Genomic DNA, 6,498 nt, shown 5'->3' on the forward strand with positions numbered 1-6,498 from the left:
TCAGGCCGGGCGGCCTTCGAGCGGAAACACCTTGGCCGGATTCAGCAGCCATTTCTCATCGAACACCGCGCGGGCGCGCATCTGCTGATCGAGATCGGCGATGCTGAACTGCACCCCCATCAGGTCGCGCTTCTCGATGCCGACGCCATGTTCGCCGGTGAGGCAGCCGCCCACCTCCACGCACAGCCGCAGGATGTCGTTGCCGGCCATCTCTGCCTTTTCCTGCTCGGCCGGGTCGTTGCAGTTGAACAGGATCAGCGGATGCAGGTTGCCGTCGCCGGCATGGAACACGTTGGCGACGCGCAAGCCGTAGGAGGCGACGATGGCATCCATCCGCGTCAGCACCTCCGGCAGCCGCCCGGTCGGGATGGTGCCATCCATGCAGATATAATCGGCCACCCGTCCGGTGGCGCCGAAGGCGGATTTGCGGCCCTTCCAGATGGCCGCCGTTTCCATCGCCGATTTCGATTCGCGGATGGTCTGCACGCCGTGCGCGCGGGCAATGGCGGTGATGCGGGCGAGCATCGCATCCATTTCGGCGTCCGAGCCCTCCACCTCGATGATGAGCAGCGCGCCGGCATCGAGCGGGTAGCCGGCGTGGGCGAAGGCCTCGCAGATGGCGATGGCCTGCCGGTCCATGAATTCCATGGCCACCGGAATGATGCCGGCGCCGATGATGGCGGCCACGCAGGCCCCGGCGGCCTCGCTGGTGGCAAAGCCGAACAGCACCGGCCGCGCCCCTTCCGGCACCGGCAGGATGCGCAGCGTCGCCTCGGTGACGATGCCGAGCTGGCCTTCCGAGCCGGTGACGAGGCCGAGCAGGTCGAGCCCGGCGGCATCCATCGCCGCACCGCCGATCTGCGTCACGGTGCCGTCGGCCAGCACCAGCGTCACCCCCAGCACGTTGTTGGTGGTGACGCCGTATCTGAGGCAGTGGGCCCCGCCGGAATTCATGGCGATGTTGCCGGCGATGGTGCAGGCGAGCTGGGAGGAGGGGTCCGGGGCATAGAAGAAGCCCTCGGGCCCGACCGCGGCGGTGACGGCCAGGTTGGTGATGCCGGCCTCCACCCGCAGGGTGCGGCTGGCGAAATCGGCCTCCAGCACCCGCGTCATCTTGGCGATGCCGAGCACGATGGCGTCTTCCTGCGGAATGGCGCCGCCGGCAAGCGAGGTGCCGGCCCCGCGCGGCACCACCTTCACGCCCTCGCGGTGGCAGAACGCCATCACCGCACTCACCTCCTGCGTGGAGCGCGGCAGCACGACGGCCAGCGGTATGCGGCGATAGGCGGCGAGGGCGTCGGTCTCGAAGGCGCGGCGCTCTGTCTCGCTGGTGATCAGGCAATCCGGCGGCACGAGCGCGGCAAGGCCGGCGACGATGGCATCGCGCCGGGCCAGAATGCCGGCATCCGGCAGGGGAAAGGCGATGGCGCTCATGAGGTTTCCTCCCGGCGGCCGGGTATCCCGTTTTTGCCGCGGGGTTCTGTCTCATGCAGAATTAGGTCTGTCCCGCCGGCCGGAAGGCAGCATGATCGCTCTGCCGCCGGCAGGCCAGTGCCTTTTGCGGCACGACACTTTTGCCGCGCCGGCGGCAATCGCTCCCGCCCGCCGGCCGCCGCGCTAAGGGGCTCCGAACCCTCCGCAGCAAAGCGGACTGACAGCCGGTCTCGGCTCCTGCCGCCGGAGAAGGACGGGAGGGAATTGCGGGCCCCTTTTGTCTCGGCCGGATTTGCGACGACCGGCGAGGCGGCAACAGGCCGTTCAGGGCTGCGGACGCAGGGTCCGGCCGTCGTCTCCGAACAGGTGCAGACGGGCGGCATCGGCGGTCAGCCGCAGCCGGTCGCCGCGGGCCACGGCCGCCTGTCCGGGCAGCTTGGCAATCAGCGGGCAGTCGGGATCGCCGCTGTCGAGATAGACGAGCTGCACCTCGCCGAGCTGTTCGACGAGATCGACGCGGGCTTCAAACAGATAATCGTCGCTGTCGGTGGCGCGCAGATCCTCCGGGCGCACGCCGAAACTGATTGCGGCGCCCTGCGCACTGGCGGGGGTGGCGAGCGGCACCGCCACGGCTTTTCCGGCGGCCGGGCGCACAACGGTCTCGGCACCGGCGGTTTCGATGCGGGCCGGCACGATATTCATCGCCGGCGAGCCGATGAAGCGGGCGACGAACAGATTGGCCGGTGCGCGGTAAAGATCGACCGGCGCGCCGACCTGTTCAATGCGGCCGTCTTTCAGCACCACGATGCGGTCGGCCAGCGTCATCGCCTCCACCTGATCGTGGGTCACGTAGATCATGGTAGTCTGCGGCATCGAGGCCTTGAGGCGGGCGATCTCGATGCGGGTGGCCACCCGCAGCGCGGCATCGAGATTGGACAGCGGCTCGTCGAACAGGAACACCTTGGGATTGCGCACGATGGCCCGGCCGATCGCCACCCGCTGGCGCTGGCCGCCGGACAGCGCCTTGGGCACCCGGCCGAGATAGGGCGTGAGCTGCAGGATTTCGGCGGCCTGCCGCACCCGGCGGTCGATCTCGGCGCGGCTTTCGCCGGCAATCTTCATGCCGAACGCCATGTTGTCGAACACCGTCATATGCGGATAAAGCGCATAAGACTGGAACACCATGGCAATGCCGCGCCGTGAGGGCGGCACATCGTTCATCAGTTCGCCGTCGATGCGCAGTTCGCCGGAACTGATTTCTTCCAGTCCGGCAATGGAGCGCAGCAGCGTGGACTTGCCGCAGCCCGACGGGCCGACGAACACGATGAATTCGCCGGATTTGATCTCCAGATCGATACCGTGAAGAATCTGCAGGCCGCCATAGGATTTCATGACGTGCTTCAGGGTCAGATCGGCCATAGTGAATCGTCCGGCTTGGCAGGAGGTCGGGCGGCACGGCGGGCAGGCCGGGCCTCGGAAATCGGCGGCGCGGGCGGGCTCAGTGCTCGCTGGCGCCGGGCATCAGCTTCAGGATCAGGCGGGTCAGGGTATCCGGCGGAAGATTGCGGATTTCCGCCTCGTTCTTGCGCTTCACCGCCGCGCGCACCAGCCGGGCACCGAGATAGCGCACCGGCTCCGGCGGCAGGCTCTGGCGCCGTTTCAGCCCGACAAGGGCGCTGTCGCTCCAGCGGTCCTTCCGGCCCAGCACCAGACTGGCCAGAATGCGCCCGGCAATCGGCGTCTGGGCAATGCCGGTGCCGTTGAAGCCCATGCCGAAGAAGATGTTCGGATGACCGGAGAGACGGTCGAACACCGGTATGTGCGAGGGCAGGCAGTCGATCGGCCCCGACCAGTCATATTCCACCGGCACGCCGCGCAACTGCGGATAGACACGGTGCATCTCGCGCCGGTTGTGGTGGCCGTGCTCGGGACTGCGGTTGAAATCCGCCCCGAACGCGCCGCGAAAGGCGACCCGCCCGCTGCCGCGGCCGAACACCACCCGCCCGGCGGGGGTGCGCTGATAATAGAGCACCTGACTCTGCGCATCGCAGATCGAGGCGCCGTCGCGCCAGCCGATGTTGTCGAGCAGCTCCGGCACCGCGGCGGTGGCGATCACCTGACTGTCGACCACATAGAGATGGCGGCGCAGTTCCGGCAGCGCCGACAGCCACGCATTGGCCGCCAGCACCACCTTGTCCGCCTTCACCGCGCCGTGCGCGGTGCGCACGGTGGCCGGCTGGCCGGGGACGATTTCGCGGACGGGGCTGTTTTCGTGGATGACGATGCCGCGGGCGAGCGCCAGTGTCCGCAGCCCCGCCGCCAGTTTGGCCGGCTGCACCGTGCCGGCGCGCGGCTCCATCACGCCCATATAGGAGGCGGACGAGCCGGTCTTGCGCAGGATGTCAGCGGCACCAAGGCGGCGGAAGCGGTCTTCGCCGGCGGCCTCGGTCATGGCCACGGCCGCGGCCCACGCGCCTTCCTGAGCGATGGAGCTTGCCGTCCACAGCCAGCCGTCGAGGCGCAGGTCCATGTCGATGGTGCCGCTGCGCTGCAGGTCTTCCAGTTCGGAAATGGCATCGGCGCTGTCGCGGCAAAGCTGCAGGGCCTCGTCGCGGCCGGCGACGGCGGCCAGCAGGTCGAACTCCGCAAACCAGGTGTGGACCTGCCCGCCGTTGCGCCCGGAGGCGCCGGAGCCGCACAGATCGGCTTCCAGAACCATGATCTTCAGATCCGGTGCCTGTTCGCGCAGACGCAGTGCGGTCCAAAGCCCGGTATAGCCGCCGCCGATAATGACCACATCGGCCGTGGTGCCGCCGCGCAGCGGCTCGCTGGCGGGCCGGATCGCGATGTCCTGCAGCCAGAACGAACGTTCGGCCGGGGCGGCGGCAACCGGTTGCCGCAGGTGAAGAGACGCCATGATCAGCCTCCGTTTTTCACGCCGGGCGCGGGCTCGCCGGCAATGACGGCGGCATATTTGACCGGCAGCCAGTCCGGTATCGGATGAGAGGGTTGCGGGAAGCCGCCGAGATGGGTGCAGGTCTGCGCGGCTGCGGCGCTGGCCCGGGCGAGCGCATCGCCGGCGGGCAGATGCTGGCAGCAGAAGGCGGTGATGAAGGTGGCGATAAAGCTGTCGCCGGCGCCGCAGGTATCCACCACCTCAACCTGCGTGGCAGGGGCGAAGGCATGCACGCGGCCATCGTCGAAATAGGCGCCGCGGCGCCCGCAGGTCAGCACCACCGTGCCGGCGCCGGCCCTTCGCAGGGCGGCGATCAGCGAGGCGACCGGCTCGCCGGGGGCCGAGGGGCCGGAGGCAAACACCATCGGTACCCCGGCGAGCGGCAGGGCGAACGGGGCGGTGGAAAGATCGACGCTGAACGGTACGCGGTCGGCCACCAGCCGGCGCACCAGTTCCGGGCTGGCATTGGTGCCGAGATGCACCCAGTCGGCGGCGGCGGCGGCGGCATAACGCTCCGGCGACGGCATATAGTGGGTGCCGACCCCGAACGCCTCCAGCAGAAAATGACGGTCGCCGGCACGGTCGCTCAGCAGCGTCACCGCGGTTTCGCCGCTGCGGCGTTCCACATCGGCCGGGTCGAGGCCGGTGGCGGCCACCGCCTCGCACACCAGATCGCCTTCCGGGTCGGCGCCGACGGCGCCGAAATAGCGCGCCGTCCAGCCATTGCGCTGCCACTGGACGGCAACGTTCAGCGCATTGCCGCCGACCGTGACCTGATTGCGGGTGAGATACGCGTCGAGACAATTGTCACCGACCGCGACAAGCCTGGGCGCATTCATCGCGGGTCTGCCACTGCTGTCCGGTTGAGATAGGGTTCGAGGCCGGCCAGACAGCGTGTCCACGCTGCGGCCGGGTCGAGGGCATAGGAGCCGTTGCCGAACGGCTCGAAGGTGAGGCGGCCGGCATAGCCGGCGGCGGCCAGCTCGCTCACATAGCGGCCGAGCGGCAGGGTGCCGTCGCCCCACACCAGATGGCCGGCGGGCGTGCCGTCGACCAGCTGGACATGGGCCAGCCGCGGGCCGAACAGCGCCAGATAATCCGCCACCGTGTCGCCGGCGGTGGCCATGCCGACGCTGTCGAGCACGACATCCATGGTGTCGGCGCCGACATCGGCCAGCATCCGCTTCAGGCCGCGGGCATCGGTGACGATGTTGGTTTCCACCCGCTGCAGCGGCTCCAGCAGGCAGCGCACGCCGGCGGCGGCCGCGTGACCGGCAATGGTGCGCAGCGCTTCGGCCGAGCGCTCCCATGCCGCCTGCGGGTCTTCGTCCTCAAAGCCGCGGCCGGGGGTGAGAAACAGATAGCGGGCGCCGAGGCGGGCGGCGATATCGGCCGCCAGCCGGAACCGGTCGATGCTGTCGCGCCGCCACTGCGCATCGCCGGAGGCGATATTGACCGGATAGAGCACCTGTTCCGGCGTGAAGCACCATACCGAAAGGCCGGTGTCGGCCAGCACCTGTTCCACCGCTGCAATGCGCGCACTCGTGGCGTGGAACAGATCGAGATGGGGCGCGATGCCCCACAGCTCGATTTCCGAGACGCCGAACGAACGGATGATGCGCGCGGCATGGGCGAAAGGCAGGTGCTGGAAGCTGAAATTGGCGCCGATGAGCTGGCGGGCATCCAGTTTCGGGGCGGTCGGAACCGGCGAAGTCATTTGCCCATACCCTCCGAAAGACCACGGATGAAATAACGCTGGGCCGCAAAGAACACGGCCACGATGGGCAGTGCCGAAATCGTCATGGCAGCGAACACGACGGCATAATTGGTGCCGTGACGGGCCATGATGGAGGTCAGACCGACCGGCAGGGTCTGCAGATCGGTGCCGCTGGTGAAGATCATCGCGAACAGATATTCGTTCCACGCGAACAGAACATGCAGGATGACGCAGGAAATGATGATCGGCCGGCACAGGGGCAGGGTGATCCGCCAGAAGATCTGGTTCTCGCTGGCGCCGTCCATGGTCGCCGCCTCGTCCAGATCGCGCGGCAGGTCCAGCATGTAGGCGCGGATCAGGAAGGTGGTGAAGGGAATGCGGAAGGCGGTGT

Annotated in this window: 6 protein-coding genes; all 6 read right to left on the bottom strand. The window is 68.3% G+C overall.

What is annotated here, in order from left to right:
• Nucleotides 1-1,434 carry an FAD-linked oxidase C-terminal domain-containing protein gene (locus tag V7067_RS04255; RefSeq protein WP_334174636.1) on the bottom strand — a complete coding sequence of 478 codons (1,434 nt, stop codon included), beginning with the start codon at nt 1,432-1,434 and terminating at the stop codon, nt 1-3.
• A gap of 324 nt (nt 1,435-1,758) precedes the next feature.
• Nucleotides 1,759-2,853 carry a sn-glycerol-3-phosphate ABC transporter ATP-binding protein UgpC gene (gene ugpC, locus V7067_RS04260; RefSeq protein ID WP_334174637.1) on the bottom strand — a complete coding sequence of 365 codons (1,095 nt, stop codon included), beginning with the start codon at nt 2,851-2,853 and terminating at the stop codon, nt 1,759-1,761.
• Between the two features lie 79 nt (nt 2,854-2,932).
• Nucleotides 2,933-4,351, bottom strand: a complete 1,419-nt coding sequence (locus tag V7067_RS04265) for an FAD-binding oxidoreductase (RefSeq protein ID WP_334174638.1) — start codon at nt 4,349-4,351, stop codon at nt 2,933-2,935.
• A 2-nt stretch (nt 4,352-4,353) separates the two neighbouring features.
• Nucleotides 4,354-5,229 carry a PfkB family carbohydrate kinase gene (locus V7067_RS04270; protein ID WP_334174639.1) on the bottom strand — a complete coding sequence of 292 codons (876 nt, stop codon included), beginning with the start codon at nt 5,227-5,229 and terminating at the stop codon, nt 4,354-4,356.
• A complete protein-coding gene (locus V7067_RS04275) occupies nt 5,226-6,107 on the bottom strand; it encodes a TIM barrel protein (protein ID WP_334174640.1) in 882 nt (293 codons plus the stop codon). Before V7067_RS04275 ends, V7067_RS04270 begins: the two co-directional genes overlap by 4 nt.
• Nucleotides 6,104-6,498 (bottom strand): carbohydrate ABC transporter permease (locus V7067_RS04280; protein WP_334174641.1); only part of this gene is annotated, 395 nt, incomplete at its 5' end. The genes V7067_RS04275 and V7067_RS04280, both read right to left, overlap by 4 nt.

The organism is Pseudoxanthobacter sp. (assembly GCF_036822375.1).
Classification (GTDB): domain Bacteria; phylum Pseudomonadota; class Alphaproteobacteria; order Rhizobiales; family Segnochrobactraceae; genus Pseudoxanthobacter.

Coding starts and splice junctions, on each gene's coding strand:
- ugpC (WP_334174637.1), bottom strand. CDS start 2,853: ATGGCCGATCTGACCCTGAAGCACGTCATGAAATCCTATGGCGGCCTG.
- V7067_RS04265 (WP_334174638.1), bottom strand. CDS start 4,351: ATGGCGTCTCTTCACCTGCGGCAACCGGTTGCCGCCGCCCCGGCCGAA.
- V7067_RS04270 (WP_334174639.1), bottom strand. CDS start 5,229: ATGAATGCGCCCAGGCTTGTCGCGGTCGGTGACAATTGTCTCGACGCG.
- V7067_RS04255 (WP_334174636.1), bottom strand. CDS start 1,434: ATGAGCGCCATCGCCTTTCCCCTGCCGGATGCCGGCATTCTGGCCCGG.
- V7067_RS04275 (WP_334174640.1), bottom strand. CDS start 6,107: ATGACTTCGCCGGTTCCGACCGCCCCGAAACTGGATGCCCGCCAGCTC.